We start from the raw sequence: 17,897 nt of genomic DNA, 5'->3' as shown, positions 1-17,897 counted from the left end.
AGCAATCAAAAAGGCAATGCCGGAAATCATAGAAAGATTCCGGCATTGTTTCTTTTAACTAATGCATTCCAATGAGGATTGAATCCTTCCGTTCATAGAAAGATTCCGGCATTGTTTCTTTTAACTAATGCATTCCAATGAGGATTGAATCCTTCCGTTCTTTGAGATAATAGTCAAACCAATTTTTTGTTTTGTTGGTAAGATCTTTTTGCAGTTCTGGGGTACGAATCGTATGCGATTCATTTTCATAGACAAGAAACACATTCTTTTTTCCTAACCTTCGTAAGGCCATATGCAGCTCGGCACTCTGCTTCCAAAGCACATTATAGTCTTTCTTTCCTGCCCAACTGAACAAGGGTGTTGTTATCTGATTGGCATATCTGATTGGTGAGTTCTCTTGGTAGGATTCCCAATTGTCAAATGGGGTACAAGCCATGCGTCCTTGCTGGGATTCAAATCGCCAAGCATTGGATCGGATATTCTCCGGCTCATATGTAAAATAGCTTGCCGTGAGATTCATAATGCCCGAACCTGAAACAGCAGCAGCAAATGTACTGCTTTGAGAGATTACAAAGGCAGCCTCATAACCCCCATACGAATGACCAATAATACCAATACGGTCTTCCAATACCATTTGGCGTTTTTTCACCTCAGCTATTGCCGATTCAATGCAATCGGCAGCCGATTTACCGGGCGAGCCTATGGTGTAACGGATATCAGGCATCAATACCAGATAGCCATCAAGGAAATAGTGGGGAGGGGTAAATCCCATCGGACTATATTCTGTAGGCCTAATATAGTCATTAAACTTAGGAGTTATTTTTTCATACACCAGTACAACCATAGGGTATTTTTGACCTTGAATATAATTTGAAGGTTTGTACAAAATCCCTCTTAGTTTCTGATTAGCACTGTTTTTATAGTCAATCAATTCGGCAGTACCCCACAGGTATTGTTTTGCGTGGTTGTTCGATTGAAACACTAGCTTAGATTGCAGAACCTTACTTTCTTTGATCATCAGTCTTGGTGGCAAGGAAGCGGACTCTTCTATAAAGAGATAAGTTTCTCTATTCCTTGCTTTTCTCAATCGGCTATTGCCGGTTTTCTCGTATACTATTTTTTTGAGTTCTGCAGTAGGCAACCACTTAAAGTAGCCGCTTTCCATATCCTTACCCAAGGCTTCCAATACCAGTCCTTTTGAGAAATCATAACTTGAAGACGGGAGATCATCCTTAGTTTGTTTTATATTTCTATTGTAGAGATCTTTATATATTCGGTATCTAATCTTATCTTTTCTCCCATCGGTAATTCTCGTTCTCGTTTTTCCATCGGCTGAAAACAACCAAATGTCATAATCATCATAAAAAATTATAGTCTTCCCGTCGATGGACCAACCGGGACAACCAACTGGGACTACCAAACCCGGATACTGATCACTGCTGTCTGTTAATTGCAACCCCAAACCCTTTGTTAGATTCAAATGGCTTCGTTTTGTATTGTCGTATATCCACCAATCCCCCTCTTTGAAGTAATGAATGTAACGTCCATCAGGTGATCCCCCCATCATACCTATTGCCGTAGAACAATTTTTTAAGAGAAGATGCTGCTCAGATGAAGCCCAATCCCTAATGTAAAAATCTGCTGGAGGATAATGCTCATATTGCGGTTCGTACAGCATCGGATTAAAAATAAGGGCATATTGCTTAGTAGCATCCAATAAAACACCGGGGTTTTCTAGGGTTGACACCTGCTGTAACTGAGCTGAGTCCACTGTCCATACCCATAATTTAGGTCGGCTTTCCATAGTAGAATGGTATTTGTTTAGCGCGTATTCGTAGGCTGTAGCGGAATCCCAAATTTGATACTTTTCTTCTTCAATCGGGACAGCTTCAGAGGCTACTGCAAAAAAGAGGCTGTTCTCATCGCCAGAAAATGTCGCTGCCGGAGCCCCTTTTCTCAGTACAATCCGTTGCGGTTGTAACGAGTCAATAGCAGATGATTCCAATAACCTAAGCTTGGAATCCTTTGTAGTATACCAATAGATTTTGTGGTTTTGGGGTTTGATTCCATCATCAGATAACTCCTCAAAGAATGTCAAGGCATGACCACTTTTACTCCATTGTAATTTTTTGAAAGTTGCATCGACATCGGTAGCTATTGTCTGCAGTGTAAAATTTTTAGCAGGCTTCATAATGGCTACATCATGTGACCTGATAATGGCTATTGTTCCATCTTTTGCTATACTAAAGTCCTTCACATCTAAAACCCGCCTTACTTGGTTCTTTCCGTATTGTTGAATGATAAGTTCGGTAGATTCACCAAGATTACTAAGGACTACCCAATACTTCATCGGGCTATGGAACTCATGGCGAATCACTTTTGCATAGGTTTTCAGTTGTTCCGTTTTCAATTCGAGTACTGATAATGTATTTTCATTATCGGTACAGCTAAACCACTTGCCATCATCGCTAAAAATGGCATTAGTAGCAGAAGGAAAAGCCAGCCTTTTTCCGGAATGGGTATTCTGCACAAAGAGACTATCCGCACCATAATCGTATCGTAATTTATAGCTGACCCATAGACCGTCAGCTGATAACTCTTCGGCATATAACAGATTCCATTTTTTATAATCTGCCAGCCTTACAGCACGTTTATTAGCTTGCCCCAAGACTAATGTCGGGGAAAATAGCAGTGTTAGCAGTATGTTATAAAGTATTATTTTCATTTTAATAGCCGGGATTTTGCGGCAACAGCTGCTTGTTCAATAGCAATTCTGCCTGTGGAATGGGCAATAGGACCTGAGTGTTTTCCCAGCCCGATTTTATAGGACGCAATACTGCTTCGGCAGTATTAGTGCGTTTGAGGTCAAACCAACGATGCCCTTGCTCCGTAAATAATTCACTGCGCCTTTCCATAGCTACGGCTTCCAAAAGACTTTCAGGGGTATCGGCGGTCGTATTAGCCAACCCCGCTCGATTTCGAATCTTATTCAAATCGGACTGTGCTCCAGCAATATCACCTAAGTGTGCCCTTGCTTCTGCACGGATTAAATATTGCTCAGCAAGGCGAAAGAGGATTGTATATTCTTGCGATGTTGTTGTGCCTAGGGTTTTTTTGTACTTGTAGGGGCAGTACCAGGTGCCAACACTGTTGCTAATGGTTCGTACCCATAAGTTCTTTCGTAGATCTCCGGACTCAAAAGAAGCAACAAAGGCGGGGGAGAGTTCGGGTTTGCTTGGAGGTCCGCTGGAGAATACAAAGAACCGGGCATCCTTGGTGTTCACACCGGGATAACCCGGATGCAACGCCCAGATCGTAGCTGTAGATTCCTTTAAGAATTCCAGTGCGGGATTAGTGACCCAAACATATTTTGGATTTTCAATTAGGGCGCTTGCTTTTAGGGCGGCATTAGTCCAATCTTCCTTATACAGATAAACGCGAGCCAGCATGGCATTGGCTACAGATTTATTAGCTCGGATTCTTTCGGTGGTTGGATAATGTTCAGAGAGAAGTACTTCTGCTTGCTGCAATTCAGTTGTAATATGTTCCCATAGTTGTTGCTGGGATGATTTTGGGATAGTCTTGTTCAGGATGTAATCGGTACTGCTGACATAAGGCACCTCGCCAAAAAGATTCACCAGATAGAAATGGAGAAAAGCCCTTAGGAACAAGGCTTCGCCTTTGAGATGATTTTTGTCCTCATCAGCTATTTTTGTGCTGTTTTCCAATCCTTCAAGTATGAGGTTTGAGGCGTAAATTTGTGAATAAGTGGCATTCCATAAGGCTAGGATCGAACTATTCGATGGTACTATGCTATGGTTAGTAAATTGTTTGATTTCGATACTGGAACCATAATATTCCATTTCGTCAGAATAGTTTCCCATTAAATTGGATAGTCCGTAGAAAGTGCCATTGACCATGCCTTGCTCTCGAATCTGTGCATAAACATCAGCCATTGCAGCATCTGCTGTTGCCGTGCTTTCAAAGACAATCGGGCTTGTAAGCTGTGACTGAGGTATATCTACCGCAATAAAATCCTCACAAGAAGAACAAATAAGCATTGCAAGAGTCGCGATGACGTATAATGTAAATTGTATAGTTTTCATTTTTTTTATTTTTAAAAGTTAGAAGCCTAATTGAAATCCTACACTAAACTGACGTAAAGGGGGTAAGGAGCTAAAGGATTGGTTCTCTGGATCTGGACCCCTGAAGTGGGTAAAAGTGAGTAGGTTTTGACCTTGCACATATACTGTAGCACTACCTTTTTTGGACCAATTAGGAATCTTGTAGGACAGGCTAACAGACTTTAAACGAATGAAAGAAGCATCACTGAAAGCCGCATTACTATCCCTGAAATTGTAATAGGCTTCTACTAGCGTACTATTTTCTCCTGTTGAATATTGTTGGGCTATGGCAGTGGAACCATCTTGTGGAAAATGACTCAACATTTCTTTTGCCTGATTGACAAATGTCCCTGCCAAGGAAGCAGTATAGAGGTAGTTTCTACCCAGTTGCTTGACAAACTGAAAATGAGAATCGAAGTTCCAGTTACCAAATGAAATTTGATTGCCCATCCCTCCATAAAATTTAGGGGAAGTATCAGCTATAAGCTGACGGTCAGCCTCAAAAGTAATCTGTCCATCATCATTGTAGTCCTTAAAGGTATAGGCACCCGTTTGGGGATCGATACCCGTATAGTGGAATACCTTACGTATCGAGAGAGATTTTCCTAGAACCAGACTGTTCGCATAGGTGGACGCTTCTAAGTTAGGAAACGCAACCAGCCTGTTTTTAGGCACAGTAAGGTTGAGGCTGGTAGTCCATGAGAAATTCTTTTTCTTTAAATGAGCGCTTCGCAATTCCACTTCCAGACCTGTATTCTCTACAGTCGCATCAAAATTAGATTGGATGGAAGGAAAACCGGTAGTGGCAGGCAATGGAACTCCTATCAGTTGGTTGGAAGAACGATTTTTAAACCATGCCGCTGAAAGGAAGAATTGATCTTGCAAAAAGCCGAGTTCTAAACCCAGTTCCAACTTCTTATTGGTTTCCCAACCAAAATCAGGGTTGTATAGACGTGATGGTGCCAAACCGGACACAGTATTGTACAGGTATGGCGATACCTGATACGTATCGAGGTATTGATAGTCGCCAATCTGGTCACTTCCGGAGATACCATAGCTGGAACGAATTTTACCAAAACTCAGTAGACTTTGTCTATTTTGAAAGAAGGATTCCTTAGAGAATATCCAAGCTGCTCCGATAGCTCCAAAATTAGCAAAACGGTTTCCGTCACCAAATCGGCTGGAACCGTCACGTCTGCCCGTCAGGTTTAAAATGTATTTTTCATCCCACTTGAGATTGAGACGGCTAAATGCGGCATTATAACGGAATTCTACCACTTCATGATTAATCATAGCTATGGTAGAGGCTGCTTTCATGTTGTTGATCAGCGCATCACTGGTAAAACCGGAACCCATCTGCGCGAGTCTGGTCGTTTCTTGATTTTGAAATGTACTACCCAGTAGCAAGTCTAGATCGAGACGATGGAACTTTTTGGTGTAGTTCATTTGCGGTTCAAGAATCCACGAAGTGCCTTTGCCATTGGCAATGTAAAGCGAAGCTTGATGGGTACTCGTGTCAAATGGATTATATATGCTTAACGGACTGGTGATCGTTTGTGATAGAGTGGTCTCATTATAGCCCATACTTGTTTTTAGTTGAAGCCCAGGTACCAACTGATAGGATAGGAGGCTATTAGCTAATAGGTTTGTGTTAGCGGTATGGTATTGACCTTCCAATACGGCCAGCGGATTGTTGAAAGTTCCTCCTTCCCAGTTGAGCTTTCCCTGATCATTATAAAGTTCTGGCGCATTTGGAGCCAATGAATAAACACGATAGGTGAGATCGCGACCGGGAAGGCTGTTGCTGTCGGAAGTATAATTGGTAGAAAATTGAATACGGAAGCGCTGGTCTGAGGAACTGTGATTCAAACTACTGTGAACAGCTCCCTTGTCATAATGCGAATCTCCGGGAAAAACAGTGGTCTCTCTTCGATACGTCCCGCTAACTAAGTATTGGGTATTGTCTTTTCCCCCAGATACCGCTAATTGGATGTTGTTAACTAGTGCAGTACCACCTAAAAGCAGCTTAGTCCAATCTACATCACGGTTGGGATCCCATGTGCCATTAATATCATAGGCATTGGCAGGGTAGGAGGTTATTCCATCATTGGCAAATGCCTCCGCCCGCATTTTCAAATACTGTTTGGTATTCATCAGATCCAAGCTGCGACTTATTTTTCCCATACTGCTAAAAGCATCAAGGCTGAAACGCGTTTCACCACTGCGACCTTTTTTGGTAGTAATCAAGACCACACCATTAGCACCTCTTGAGCCATAGATGGCGGTAGCATCGGCATCTTTTAATACTTCGATACTTTCAATATCGGCAGGATTCAGGTTGTTAAGCGGATTAGCCAGTCCGGTAATAGCGCTCGCTGCTATGGTGGGATCGGCGAGCGACTGTGAAGCAAAGGGCACGCCATCAACAATGTACAGGGGTTCATTGCCTTCGGAACGGATACTATTGATCCCACGTATCTGGATACTAAAGCCCCCGCCAGGCAGTCCCGTGTTTTGCACTATATTCACCCCCGCCATCCTGCCTTGCATAGCAGCAAGTGGATTGTTGACGGGCTGTTTTTCAATATCCTTAGCCGTGATGCGAACAATGCTTCCGGTGCGTTCTTTTTCATTGACGGAATAATAACCGGCATTGATGCGGACTTCCTGCAAGGAGGTGATGTCTTCCTGTAGCTGGATGTGAATGTTTTTGCGGTAGTTTATTGGGATTATGGCTGTTTTATAGCCTATGTAGCTCACGACTAAGGTATCATTGGCTTTGGCTAGGAGGGTGTATTTGCCATCAAAGTCGGATAGGACAGCATAATTGATTCGGTTTTTTATGGCGATGGTGACGCCCGGCAAGGGTGCTTTGCCATCAGTTATGGTACCGCTTATTTGGTTTTGCTGTCGTTCAGACAATAGTGGCCTTAGCGGCTTGTTAGCTAAGGCTGGGCTGCTGCTTAGTATGAACGCGATAAATATCAGGTAACATAAAGCCGAAGCCGCTTTGTAAAATGAATAATTTTTCATAATTTTATATTTAATGTTTTTTATCGGTCTTATGTCATTCGCAAATAGCTATTGGTGCTTGCATCACGCCAGAGTTATGCTCATTTCATAATATTGGTATAGTTAAATAGAACATTAGTTCTAATTTATTAGGGTCCTCTATTTAAGTTTGTCGACGGGTAGTAGAGGACCTATTTTTTATGTCATTGCGAGGCAGGGAGCAAAGCAATTAATGGTGTTATTTTATCATAGGCAATGAGGTATAGTTAAGGGTATGGTTAAAGGTGACGTATTATAGGCTTTGAGTTAAGTGTTATAGGCTAATTAAGTAGTGATTAGGCGTTTTTTTCTCTCCGTTCTTGCTTCTTTGTTCTATATTTCTCAACCATAAATCCAAAGGCATATCAATGTTATAAATGCTAGTATTAATAAGGCTTGTATTTGTTTGTAATATTTCATGTTATTTAGTAGGTTATTAGTTATCAGTTATCCGCCCCGATAGCGATCGTGATCTGTTCGTTTTGTGTTTAGCTAAAACATCCTGCACCATTAATAAATTCAAATTAAATTAATGAGATCTTTTGCTCAAAGGACCGTGCGGTGCAGGAGTTTTTTTTTAGTCTTAAGATCTCCAATCGAAGGTATTAAAGTCTTTAAGGATGCGGTTTTATTTTATCATAGGCGTTTTTTTTAGTTATGGGTTGTGAGTTATCAGTTGTCGGTTTTCAGTCCCGATAGCTATCGGGATCGGTTGATTTCCGTCACTTCGAGTAATTTTATAAAATAGCGACAGCATTTTTATAAAATTGTATCGAGAAGTTGGCATAGGAATTCCTGACCGGTTAAGAAAAGTGCATTTTCCTGACTGGGATTTTGTGGTTTAGTGATATAAACCACGGTTAACGCAAGGCGTTGGTTTTTTAAGGGGGCATTGTTATTTTATTCATGGGCTTTTATAGTTAATGGTTAATAGTGAGTAGTTCATCGTTTAAAGTTGGCATAGGTATTGCAGACCAGTTTAGAAAAGGTGGTTTTTTAGACTGGTAATGAGTGGCTTAGTAATAATAACCACGGTTAACGCAAGGGGTTGGCTGTTTTTAGGTGTGTAATTGCATTTTGGTCATAGATTTGAAATTAAAAGGAGGACAGCCAATGGCTGTCAGGTGTTTTTCGACGAAGCGACCTCGTCAAGTCATAGCAATATTAAAATCAAAACTTTGCGAGACTATGAAAATTATGAAGTGTTGCTAAGAATTTAAGCGGAGTATTGAGCCAATAGTATAAAAAAAAATGGCATGGAACTCAGCTTACTGCACTAGAGGTACTGGAATACCGAGCAACAATAAGTGAGCCCACGCCATGGGGCGTGAGCATCTTACTTATTATCTCGTTGCAAAAATTTCCAGTTTTCTAGTGCGAGATTCTAAGCGAATGCTTCAAATATTTTATATGAAGAAACGCAAATTTATGTATTTAATCTAAATAATGAATCAAATATAAAACATTTTAACGACATAAAAGTAGTTAAAACAAAAATATTTTATGTTTTTTTTTACATTTATGAAAAATCAGAAAATTGAGGATTTTAAAATTGCAGTCATTTTGACGTTAAAGCAACTTCGCAAAGAGAAAGGTGATATTTCGCAGGCAGCTTTTAATGCTGATATTTTAGATAAAACTGGTTTTACCCATAATATAGGTAGAAATGAGGTAGAGGGTAACTTTAATATGGAAACTCTTTATATATACTCGGTATATTTTGGAATTGAGCTTACTGACTTTTTTGAAAGAGTCTGTAAGGTATCTTCACAAGACATAGAAAAATTTAAAATCGACAAGATTAAAAGGAAAACAAAAAAAGATGCTTAAGCATCTTTTTTATTTTAGAAATGCTCCCAAATTGCATATTGAATTTTCCAAAATGCATATTATATAAAAAATGAAACACCTATTTTGAACTTACTTAAAGATTCAAAATATGGAATGGTATGAAATTATAGGACTAATTGCGGTATGGGTTTTAGGTCTTTATGTGACAGGGAAGTTTTATGAGTTAATGAGAGATTATTTATATAAAGATAGCTGGAGAACTAGAAGTAAGAAATGAAAAATATGTCACATTAGAATTAGCTTACTATTATATTCTTTAATTTAAGTCAAAATATCACTAAATGTGGGTATTGTGATTTCAACTTAAAAAGCTTCCATTTGTAAGTAAAGATAAATAGTATAAATAACCTTACTATTTTAAAAAAGATGTTTGTGTTTGATGTTATATGCTAGTTGTAGGCAATGCAACAAGACTACGCAGAAAAAAACTGACGTTGGCAACAATTATAAAGAACTATGCAGAATAAAATTGACCAAACAAAATTTAATGCTATTTCGGCAAAAATCCTGCATCGCAAAGCAAAAAACTATTATGATAATTTAAATAATATTTTGCTTGTTTTGACTTTGATTGTTCCTCTATTGTATATAATCGCTCAATACGTGACTGTCGCAACAAATTGCGAAAATCTAGTAAATATTATTAGCTTTATTTTATCAATTCTTCTTTTAGCAGCTTCATTCTTATCTCTGATTTATAAAGTTGGAGACAAAATACTGATTCATAAAATGGGGCTAAAGAACAATATTTACATTGCGAACGAATGCGACAATATTTCTAAATTGTCTGAGAAAGAACAAGAATGGTTTTTTAGATATGTCACTGAAATGGATAATAATGATAATGATACATTTGCAAATATTTCAGAAAAAGATAAAAGAAATGCTTACAGGGAATCTCTAAAAGAATTTCAACATGGAAATTATAATGCTGAGTGCCCCCATTGCCATTCTTCTCCCTGGAATTATAAACCTGGTGATTGTCAACTATGCGGTAATACGAAACAAATTTAAAGATTATAAATATGTTACAAAAAATTAAAATGCTGCTCGCAACATTAAGTGAAGCAGAAAAACGTGAATTAATAAGATATTTGCAAGGTGGAACTTCTACAGGTTATCCAGGTTCTGGCGAGGCTATGCAAAAAGGAATACACACTGGCCCAATGAATACAAGTGGAATATGTCCTAAATGTGGCAAATAAATACTGGTAACAGCTACGGTTTCTTTGCGTGTGCAACACGAATAATGAAAGCTGTGTTGAACGGAATCAGAGGTAGTTTAAAAAAAATGTTTGTGGTTTAGATCACATATATTTACATTCTTATTAACCAAATAAAGTTCGTTTGAAGGTTTTTAGACGAACTGAAGTTAGCTACAATTTTATGAGAATAGTACTCAAAACCATTGAAGGACATATTCAGTTATATTGGATAAAGGGAACATCAAGATCAATAACTGGATGGATTGCAGGTGATTTGATAAAAAAAGACTTTAATGTTTCTAATGATACAACAGTAGACCTTCATTTTACTTATCCAAAAGATGGTAATTTCCACCATTCGTACAAGATTGTAAATCAAAAAGAAGAAGTTTATGTTTCAGTTTACAATAATATCATAAAAACCAAAATAATACAACCTGATTCAGGAAATAGAACTGTAACTGAAGAAGCTAGACTCAAATTAAACTCAATGCCATTGAGTGTTTTTGTCCCAACCGAAAAACAACTGCCATTAGACAAAGTTAAGTATCGACAATTTCAAACTATTGGATTTACTATAGTAGATGGTAAGTTTGGTCTAAGTGATAAAATTAATTTTATTTTGCCGAGTGAAATTGATAAAAAAGATTTAGTTGTTGATGTAACAGAGTTTAAAAGTACATCTATAAATTTGACTGCATTTCTAAGAGAGAAGAGTACAGAAATTGGAAACTTTGGTGATTCAAGGTTTGAATCATCAGAAATAGAATTTGACGAAAACCGACTATTAGAAGTCCGTTGCGTTATACATGAAAAAAAACAAAAATAAAAACTGTAGCTAAATTTAAAAAAGGATTTGTATTTGGGATTTTGGCAAATCCGAATAATGGGCTTAATTTAGTCCCAAACCCGCTGTAGTAGTGGGACCTTATCTCTCATTAAAAAAAACTTGCACTCTAGATTGAATAGTATTTATGAACGAAGAAGATATAAGAGGTAAGCTATTATTACCATACATTAAGGACTTAGGATTTGATGTTTCAGAAATTTCGTTAGAACACGCATTTTCAATCCGACTTGGAAAGAAAAAACATGTAACTGGAAGATCGGATATACTTTGCAAAAGACATAATAAAAATTTATTCGTTATTGAGCTGAAAAATGATTCAATTCCAATTACTCAGGACGATATAGATCAAGGTATTTCATATGCAAGATTATTATTAGATGATATAGCACCATTTACAATAGTAACTAATGGAAAAATAACAAGGATTTTTGATTCAGTTTCAAGAGAAGAACTTTCAGGCAAGATCTCTGGTCAATCATCTTTTTGGAAAAATGGTTACGTACTTTCTACAGAGGAAGAAATAAGGATTAGATATGAAGCACTCAAAAACTTTATTTCCTTATCTCCAGAAAATTTAAAAGTCTTTTGTGAATCGCAGGTTCGAGACAGAATGGGACAGATTATCGGGAGTATAGATAGTCCATTTTCCAAATTTGTTAAAGAACTTTATGTTCAACGTAAAGAGCTACAAATTGTATTTGAGGATTTCATAAATTCTGATGAATCTATATTTGGTTTGGTCGGAGCGGCAGGAGTCGGCAAAACAAATGCAATATGCTCATTGGCACTTCAAAAGTTAGAAAATACATTTGTTTTTTTTTACAATGCCGCTATTCTCAACTCACCACTAGAATGCATTTCTCAAGATCTGAATATTGCATTTTCCAGTAGAACCGAAACTGATATTGTTCTAAAAAAACTTGATGAATTAGGTAGGTATGCAAACAAAAATGTTCTAATATTTATTGATGCAATAGACGAATGTACTAATCAAAATATCACTCATGAATTAAGTGAAATGGCCTTAGTAGCTAAAAATTCAGATAGAGTCAAAATAATAATTAGTTGCAAATCCAATATTTGGAACACAATATTGAAAATCAAGAATAAACCAACCCATCTTTACGACGAGTTAAGTAAATCTCACAATAGAATCAGTAGTCTAGAAAATAATCCAGGATTCCTTTTAACTGATTTTACGGATGAAGAATTAAACAGTGTTCTGCCCTTGTACCAAAATGAATTCGGTTTCAAAGGAGTAATCTCAAGTTCGTTATTAAAAGAACTAAGAAATGGGTTCTTTTTAAAAATATTTAGTGAAGTTTATTGCGGTAAACTGATACCTGAAAAAATAAATGATAAAGAACTAATAAAAAAATATTTAAAACAATCGCTCGAAGAAACAACTATTGGTTTGTTGTCGAGCCTAAGGACGCTTTCTGCAATTGGAAATATTATTCTTAATCATGAATATACTTCTTTGGAAGCTTATAAAGATGAAGGTTTAGATGTGAATCATATACTTGAAAAATTAAATTTTTCTCTTGATGAAAATATCCCTGAAGATTTATTTACCAGAAATATACTCATCAAATCTAACAATGAGGACTCGTACAATATCTCATTCTATTATTCAAAAATCCGTGACTATATAATATGCTTTCATTCGTATCGGTTAGATAAATTAACAAATGATGAATTTTATACTGTTTTATGTGATTTCTATCAAAATCACATAGGCAAAAGTGCTCTCGATTTTTACATCGAAAATGCTAGTTCTTCTCATCTAAACGTTTTGATCAAATTCAAGAAGGACAAAGCTCTTAGTTATGTTCTTGGTTATAATTTATACTTAGAGGATAATTTTAATAAATTCAAAAATAAATTTGATCCACAGACAAATGGTAATATTGGAATAGTAATGCCAAAGGATCTCATCAACAATGATGGTTATGGTCTCTTCCCTCTGGATTCAAAATCAAATGATATAACTGCATACGAAGATTTGAGTTTCGATGCTCCTTATGAAACAAATACTATATTGCAAATGGGTGTTGAAACAATCTATGGAAGTAATACTTCTTTATTTGTCAAAGACCAAAGTACAGTTATCAAGAATAATATTTTCAAACAATTAAAAAAGACAATTGAAAAAGGAAGAATTAGTGTCTATAATTCCGATACTCTCCTTCTTGAACAAGTTTCCGTAATTCTTTATTACTATTACAAAAAACTTGACTATGAATTTAGCATCGAGGAATATTATCTGCCCAGATTCAAAAGTATTTATCCTATAGATTTGAAAGACTTAAATCTCAGAATAAATAAGTTCAAACTCACAGAATTTTATAGGTATGAACCTATGGAACAAAACCTTATAAATGAAATCGTCGAAAATGCATTGAAAGAAAATCGTAAAATTCCGGAATACAATACAACAGGTGATGTTCCTCCATTTGAAGAATTAAGTAAAATTGTAGACATATTATTAGAAAGAGGCTACGACCAAATCAAAGAACATTACCTGCCCCTTCCAGACGCGTCAATAATTGAAACTAAAAAGTTCTATGAACAAAACAGAAAGAATTACATTAATCAAATTAGAATGGTACAATACAGTGAATCACAAGCGAAACTGTACATTACAGAGTTTTTTAAACATTTAGAAATCTGTTATAAAGAATTTGTTGAATATTGCTTTCCAACCTTTAAAGATGAATTCCCATTTTATACAGCAATCCCCCATGAATATATCTTTTATATGAAAGAATCTGATGTGCTTAAATGGGGAACTTTCGGTTATCGCCCCTCTCAAACCGGTAAATTTGAAATTTATTTTAAAGATACTAGTAAATCGGGAGAAGCTTTTGGAAAAGAAAGCCTTAAATGTTTAAGGACATTTTCACTAGACGCAATATTATGTGTTAATGATTATGCTCGTTATCCCGTGCAAACGGTTGATAAGATTAATACATCAAAAGTTGATGAATACTGTGTAATTAGAAATTGGATTTATAAATTTCTTGAAGACGATATGAAAAAACTTTTTAAAGAAAATGACGATTAATTTAGAATTAAAGAAATAACGAGAGCTAACACTAAGGCTTCGTTGTGTGAGCAGCACGAACAATGACATCCGTGTTGAACGGAACCGGATACAGTTTTAAAAAAGAAAAACAATTGTAACTTAAATTAATATATCTACATTCTAATTAACAAGATAAAGTTCGTTTGAAGATTTTTAGACGAACCAACCTTAGGAAATATTATTTATGGAAATCACTAGTATATATCATGGAACATTAGATGATGGGGAATTTCCCGCAGTAGTCTATAAATATAGAGATTGGAATTACAGTTACCACGACCGGTACATAAAAAATCGCGAAGTATATTTGGCTGCTCCAAGTTCTTTTGAAGATAAAGTCGATTGTAAAATCCCTGTACGTTATGATCTGCTTAATGAAAAACAAACAATGATATTTGCTATGCGACTATCCAAAATGGCAAATCCACATTTTACAAGGCAACAGCATAGAAAAGATATTAGAGAATGGACTAAGCAAAAACTTTTAAAGAATAAGGCATATTTAGATGACTATCACAAATTTTATAGCGAGGAACATGATACCCGATTAGGTGTCTTAAGCTTAACTGCTGAACCGTTTCTAGATGCCATGTGGGAAAAATATGCAAATTCAGCAAAAGGTTTCTGTATTGGCTATAATTCTCGCATAATGTTTGAACACTTAGGAGGTGGAGGTGCTGTAAGTTATTTAGAACAGTTGCCTATTTTACTGCCGGAACCAATAATGTCATGGCACCAAATTCGAACTAGTCAAATTTTTTCAAAAGAAATTAAATGGAATTTTGAAAAAGAATATAGAACACATATGTTTTGGGAATCACCAGCTAAAATAACTGATCGTCAAATTAAACTACCTCGTGAAGCTTTTAATAAAATTATTTTAGGAAAAAATATTTCGACAAAACATAAATTAGAAATTGAAGCTGCTGTAAAAGATAATATAGGCGACATTCCAGTTATTGAATACAATAGCGTTGCTAACAGTTAAGTTTTAGTTACGTGCGAAGAACGAACAATGAAATAAAATTCATGACCACCAAAAAAATATTTAAAATTTGTGATTGATAGCAATCAATAAACCTAAATAAATTAGTTTAAATATATATAAAACTTACTATGAGACTTATTACTACAGGAGAAATTGAGAATTGGGCGGACACGATAGAATGCAAATATTATCTTCCGTAACTGATAAGGAAACTAATTGTAGCAACAATAGATTTTAATTCTATAAGACATTTGCAATTCTCTTATGGAGAGGATGTGAATACTGGAGGATATGATGGCGAGCTATTAACAGAATCTGAAAATTTATTTGTGCCCCCGCTACCGCACGAAATGAAATTCAGCGAAGCTAATCCTTTCGTGTGATTCGTGATTAAAGTGCAAAATTTGTGTAAAAACTAATAATTATGAGTAGAAATTATAAATTTCACAATCCAGAGGGATGGTATTTTATAAGCTTTGCAGTGGTAGCTTGGTTGGATGTATTTACGAGGAATGAATATAAAGATTTGTTTTTAGAGAGTTTAATTTTTTGTCAAAAAAAGCAAAGGTTTAGAAATTCATGCTTGGTGTATAATGAGTAATCACGTACATCTGGTTTTTAGGAGTATAAATGATCAAAAACCGGAATTATTGATTGGTGATTTAAAAAGGTTTACTAGTCAATCAATTGTAAAAAGCATTCGAGAAAATCCAAGAGAAAGTAGAAAAGAGTTCTTGTTGGATTTTTTTAAAAAAGAAGCAGAAAAGAGTTCTAATGTATAGCATTATCAGTTTTGGAGACACGATAACAAACCAATTGAGCTATGGAGCAATAAGGTTATTCAACAAAAGATAGATTATGTAGATAATAATCCTGTAGAAGAAGGTTTAGTTTATAAAGCAGAAGATTATGTATATAGTAGTGCCATAGATTATTCGGGGCAAAAAGGATTAATTGACGATGTAGTAGTCTTTAGAATGTATAATGTTTAACGATAATGAACCACACGAAAGGATTAGCTTCGCTGAATTTCATTTCGTGCGGTAGCGGGGGAAATGACCAAGATCAAGTTTAATCCCTTTTTTGATATACCATTCCATATCGTACCAGTCACGTCCCTTTACATTAGTTCCCCATTTCCGAAATAGCAGTGCATGCATCTTACCAGCAAAGAGGTCTGGAAGAGTAAAGCACTTGACGTAAAAGGAGAAAGGTTTTACAAGAAGTTTTTCTTCTGTTTTAAAACCTAAAGGCGGTTCTGTATCTACCTCGATCTTGATTTTTATGTTGGCTTTAGTATCGAGACCATTTTGAGGTATGATAGTTTCCAATTTTAATTCACGCCAAAGGGTTTCAGATTTTAGGAAGGCTGAATTGATATTATTCTGCTTCACTTTCTGTTTCTCACTTATACTTACGGTCATTCCTAAGGATGCAAATTCATTTACAATTGCATGCTGGTACTTTTCTAAGGAGAAATCTTGTTCTGTTTGTAATAATGAAAAGTCAAGGTCTTCGGAGAAACGATCGAGGTTATGGAATATTCTCAATGCCGTTCCTCCATAAAAAGCCGCTTTGTCAAAAAAGTTCGAGCGTTGGAGTCCTGCAAGTGCAATTTCTTGCATGATTTCTCGAAGTGCTGATTGTGCTTCTTCTTTGTTTTTAGGATTATAACTTTCAAGCCATTCTTTTATCATAATTTCTCTATCATTTTTATTAGTATTTCCAAGCTCTCTTTTTTTGGTGCATCTGATAACCAGGAACGCATTTCAGTGGTATTAAAGTCTTTTAAATCGGATTGTTCCATTCTAAGATTTTCGAAAACATAATTTTGAGCATTATTCATACTTCTAAGTATAACTCCTGATGTTGTTGCTATTTTATCGGCGAGTGCTTTTTCCGGCGAAGCCATAAGGACTTGCTGTTTCTCGTGAAGTATTACATTCTTAATTCCGAAGGCAAAATAAGGCAGTGGAAGATAGGAGTAACTATATAGTCCGATCGAAGTTCTGAATTCTTTTGAAGGTTTCGTTGTCATCGATGTTACTGCATATACGCGTTCTGGAATCAAGCCGTAATGAGATAATGAGGTTTCCATTGATAAATAACTTGGGCCATAAATATGATTGGCAATCAAGCCGCTTTCAGGCACTCGCATATTTGCGTTTTTTCCTGGAATGTAGATCCCTCTTTTTACAGATTTGATTATGTCTTTGTCTTTCAGTGCTTTGATTTTGTCATAAGGTCGCTTGTATTAACTCAGTATGCTGGTCAGCATTTGATGCGTTATTGGCTGTCCTTCAAAAGTAGATAATAATCTGCTGAAATCCATAATCTGTTTTGTTTTTGTTTGTGAAACAATAAGTGTATAATCGATAAAATATCGATTATCTATTCTTTTAAATACATGAAAATTTAAGGAAGAGTATTTCATTAATAAATGAAATGTTACAATATTTTACTTGTAAGCTAGAATTATAGACAGTTCAGTTATTTCTTTTTCTAGTAATGTTTTAGGTTTTATAGTGGACAAAATCCTAGTAATTCGTTTACTAATAAGACTTAGAAAAACAGTGTCTAATTAATAAAATAATTAACTAAAATTAATAAACAAATGTTAAAATTTCCCCTTTTTTTGTAAGTTTGCCCCTCTTGTTAAATTGAAAATCAATCTTAATCCCAAATATAGTTGCTTATGAAAAAAATGAATACTTTTTTATTGTTTATGTGTGTAGTACCT

The 17,897-nt window shown here is 36.0% G+C and carries 12 protein-coding genes; 7 read left to right on the top strand and 5 right to left on the bottom strand.

The window, feature by feature from the left end; translation table 11 throughout:
• Positions 1 to 124: 124 nt before the first annotated feature.
• From BUB25_RS12930 to BUB25_RS12920, 3 genes are read right to left on the bottom strand one after another with little or no spacing between them, the layout of a single operon-like run.
• Entirely contained in the window at positions 125 to 2,725 is a 2,601-nt protein-coding gene (locus BUB25_RS12930) for a S9 family peptidase (protein ID WP_072945034.1), read from the bottom strand.
• 1 nt (position 2,726) lies between these two features.
• Complete coding sequence (locus BUB25_RS12925; protein ID WP_072945032.1) at positions 2,727 to 4,106, bottom strand: RagB/SusD family nutrient uptake outer membrane protein; 1,380 nt, start codon at positions 4,104 to 4,106, stop codon at positions 2,727 to 2,729.
• A gap of 18 nt (positions 4,107 to 4,124) precedes the next feature.
• Positions 4,125 to 7,157: a SusC/RagA family TonB-linked outer membrane protein gene (locus tag BUB25_RS12920; RefSeq protein ID WP_072945030.1), complete on the bottom strand. Its 3,033-nt coding sequence runs from the start codon at positions 7,155 to 7,157 to the stop codon at positions 4,125 to 4,127.
• A 1,539-nt stretch (positions 7,158 to 8,696) separates the two neighbouring features.
• On the opposite strand from BUB25_RS12920, the gene BUB25_RS12915 reads away from it, so the two are divergent.
• The 7 genes from BUB25_RS12915 to BUB25_RS16855 all read left to right on the top strand — a co-directional run bounded on the left by BUB25_RS12915 (position 8,697) and on the right by BUB25_RS16855 (position 15,939).
• Positions 8,697 to 9,005 carry a hypothetical protein gene (locus BUB25_RS12915; protein WP_139256913.1) on the top strand — a complete coding sequence of 103 codons (309 nt, stop codon included), beginning with the start codon at positions 8,697 to 8,699 and terminating at the stop codon, positions 9,003 to 9,005.
• Between the two features lie 477 nt (positions 9,006 to 9,482).
• A complete protein-coding gene (locus BUB25_RS12910; protein ID WP_072945026.1) occupies positions 9,483 to 10,040 on the top strand; it encodes a mobilome CxxCx(11)CxxC protein in 558 nt (185 codons plus the stop codon).
• An 11-nt stretch (positions 10,041 to 10,051) separates the two neighbouring features.
• Positions 10,052 to 10,231, top strand: coding sequence for a hypothetical protein (locus tag BUB25_RS12905; RefSeq protein ID WP_072945025.1), 180 nt, complete (start codon positions 10,052 to 10,054; stop codon positions 10,229 to 10,231).
• Positions 10,232 to 10,412: 181 nt separating this feature from the next.
• On the top strand, positions 10,413 to 11,060 hold the full coding sequence (locus tag BUB25_RS12900) for a hypothetical protein (protein ID WP_072945023.1): 648 nt from the start codon (positions 10,413 to 10,415) through the stop codon (positions 11,058 to 11,060).
• A 145-nt stretch (positions 11,061 to 11,205) separates the two neighbouring features.
• Positions 11,206 to 14,148: a type I restriction enzyme HsdR N-terminal domain-containing protein gene (locus BUB25_RS12895; RefSeq protein ID WP_072945020.1), complete on the top strand. Its 2,943-nt coding sequence runs from the start codon at positions 11,206 to 11,208 to the stop codon at positions 14,146 to 14,148.
• Between the two features lie 205 nt (positions 14,149 to 14,353).
• Entirely contained in the window at positions 14,354 to 15,157 is an 804-nt protein-coding gene (locus tag BUB25_RS12890) for a DUF2971 domain-containing protein (protein WP_072945018.1), read from the top strand.
• A 593-nt stretch (positions 15,158 to 15,750) separates the two neighbouring features.
• On the top strand, positions 15,751 to 15,939 hold the full coding sequence (locus BUB25_RS16855; protein WP_317047066.1) for a hypothetical protein: 189 nt from the start codon (positions 15,751 to 15,753) through the stop codon (positions 15,937 to 15,939).
• Between the two features lie 249 nt (positions 15,940 to 16,188).
• On the opposite strand, the gene BUB25_RS12880 is transcribed toward BUB25_RS16855, so the two are convergent.
• On the bottom strand, positions 16,189 to 16,854 hold the full coding sequence (locus BUB25_RS12880; protein WP_084089589.1) for a nucleotidyl transferase AbiEii/AbiGii toxin family protein: 666 nt from the start codon (positions 16,852 to 16,854) through the stop codon (positions 16,189 to 16,191).
• Positions 16,851 to 17,315 carry a type IV toxin-antitoxin system AbiEi family antitoxin domain-containing protein gene (locus BUB25_RS12875; protein WP_211297021.1) on the bottom strand — a complete coding sequence of 155 codons (465 nt, stop codon included), beginning with the start codon at positions 17,313 to 17,315 and terminating at the stop codon, positions 16,851 to 16,853. Before BUB25_RS12875 ends, BUB25_RS12880 begins: the two co-directional genes overlap by 4 nt.
• Positions 17,316 to 17,897 lie beyond the last annotated feature (582 nt).

The sequence above is a fragment of the Flavobacterium granuli genome (assembly GCF_900129705.1).
GTDB classification, from domain to species: domain Bacteria; phylum Bacteroidota; class Bacteroidia; order Flavobacteriales; family Flavobacteriaceae; genus Flavobacterium; species Flavobacterium granuli.
This window is presented reverse-complemented; position numbering and strand designations above follow the sequence as displayed.